The 1,933-nt window shown below is 72.2% G+C and carries 3 protein-coding genes; 1 reads left to right on the top strand and 2 read right to left on the bottom strand.

All coding sequences use genetic code 11. From position 1 onward, the window contains the following. Together CCN56_RS41775 and ureA are read right to left on the bottom strand one after the other, a co-directional pair. The coding region (locus CCN56_RS41775; RefSeq protein WP_143664502.1) for a hypothetical protein at positions 1 to 107 on the bottom strand (107 nt) is incomplete at its 3' end. Next, a complete protein-coding gene (gene ureA / locus CCN56_RS12105) occupies positions 107 to 814 on the bottom strand; it encodes an urease subunit gamma (protein WP_086826364.1) in 708 nt (235 codons plus the stop codon). The genes ureA and CCN56_RS41775, both read right to left, overlap by 1 nt. A gap of 147 nt (positions 815 to 961) precedes the next feature. Between ureA and CCN56_RS12100 the strand changes: the two genes are divergently transcribed. Continuing rightward, positions 962 to 1,933, top strand: a 972-nt coding sequence (locus CCN56_RS12100) for a cytosine permease (protein WP_256961926.1), incomplete at its 3' end; no start/stop codon positions are given.

The following is a 1,933-nucleotide window of genomic DNA, read 5'->3' as shown; positions in this document are numbered from 1 at the left end:
GGCTTCTGGGAGTCCGACTCCACCCGGACGACGAGTCCGGAGTCGCCCAGGACGACCCGGTCACCGGCCCGCGGGCCGTGCACGGATGCGTACTCGTACGGGTCCATCAGTCGTCCTCCTCGTCGGACTTGTCGGACGGAACTCCCAGGTAGCCGCAGGCCGCAGCGCGCCGCAGGGCCTCTTCCTTCGCGCCGGGCGCGTCCAGCGGGCCGTCGACCAGGCCCGCGAAGCCGATGGCGACGCGGGCGCCGCCGATCGGTACGAGCCCGACCTCGGCCTCGCCGCCCGGGTCGAAGCGGAAGGAGGCTCCGGCCGGGATGGCGAGCCGCATGCCGTAGGCGGCGGCCCGGTCGAAGTCGAGGCGCGGGTTGGCCTCGAAGAAGTGGAAGTGGGAGGTGACGCTCACGGGGACCGTCGCCGTGTTGTGGACGCGTACGACGAGCGTCGGCTCGCTCTCCTCGTACGCGGGGCCGGGGAGCAGCGCGCCCGGCGCCCCGGCGCCCAGGCCGCCCCCGCCGATCGGGGCGGAGACGACCGCGAGCCGCGAGCCGTCGTCGAAGACGGCTTCGACGTGGACCTCGGTGACCACGTCGGCGACGCCGGGCAGGACGTCGTCGGGGCCGAGGACGGAGCGGGCCGCCTCGATCGCCTCGGCGAGTCGCTTGCCGTCGCGGGCCGCCTCGCAGACGGTGTCCGCGATGAGCGCGGTCGCCTCGGGCACATTGAGCCGCAGGCCCCGGGCCCGGCGGGCTCGGGCGAGCTCGGCGGCACCGAAGAGAAGCAGCCGGTCGCGTTCCGTGGGGGTCAGTCTCACGCCCCAAACACCTCCTGCAATTGCGACACGTTTGAGCGACACTCTAAATGTTGAGACGCCCGCTTCCAAGCATTGACGTCACCGACAGGCGTAGGTCACATTGAGCGCCGCTCTAAAATTCCCCCACCCGCCCCCGAGGGAGTCCTCATGCCGATAGAACAGCGCGGAGTCGACACCATCCCCGAGGCCGAACGCACCAGCGGCCCCCGCGACCTCGTCTCGATCCTGCTCGGATCCAACCTCTGTCTGGGGGTGATCGTCTTCGGCTGGCTGCCGGTCTCCTTCGGACTCGGCTTCTGGGCCTCGGTGACCTCCGTGATCACCGGCACCCTCGTCGGCGTCGCGGTCACCGCCCCGCTCGCACTCGTGTCGCTCCGTACCGCGACCAACCTCTCCACCTCCTCCGGCGCCTTCTTCGGCGTCCGGGGCCGGCTCGTCGGCTCCGTGGTCGGGCTGCTGCTCTCGCTCGGCTACACCGCGCTGACCCTCTGGATCGGCGGCGACGTGATGGTGGGCACACTCGCCCGCCTGATCGGCCTGCCGGCCGGCGGCGCGGCCCACGCCACCGTCTACGCGGTCCTGGCCGCCTGCACCGTGGTGGGCGCGGTGTACGGCTACCGGCTGCTGCTCAAGCTGAGCAAGGCGCTCGCGATCGGCATGACGGTGCTCCTCGCCATCGGCCTGTTCGCCTACGCCGGAGACTTCACGACGGCGGCGGTGCCGGACACCCCGTACCTGCTCGGCTCCTTCTGGCCGACCTGGCTGCTCTCCGCCGTCGCGGCGGGCCTCAGCGGCCCCGTGGCCTTCATCACCCTGCTCGGCGACTACACCCGGTACGTCTCCCCCGAGCGGTACAGCGCGAAGACCGTGTGGCGGGCCACCTGCCTGGGCCTGACCGTGGGCCTGCTCGTCCCGCAGCTCTTCGGCACCTTCACCGCCCTGGCGGCGCGCGGCGGCCTGGACTACGCGGGCCCGCTCGTCGAGGCGTCGCCCGTCTGGTACCTCGTACCGCTGCTCATCGCCGCCAGCGCCGGCTCCGTCGGCAACGCCGGTCTGATGCTGTACTCGATGGGGCTCGACCTCGACGCGATCCTGCCGAAGGCCACGCGCGCGCGTGCC

This window comes from Streptomyces sp. NRRL B-24572 (assembly GCF_002156145.1).
Taxonomy (GTDB): Bacteria; Actinomycetota; Actinomycetes; order Streptomycetales; family Streptomycetaceae; genus Streptomyces; species Streptomyces vietnamensis.
Note: the sequence above shows the minus strand (reverse complement) of the source record. Positions and strands in the feature narration are given on the sequence as shown.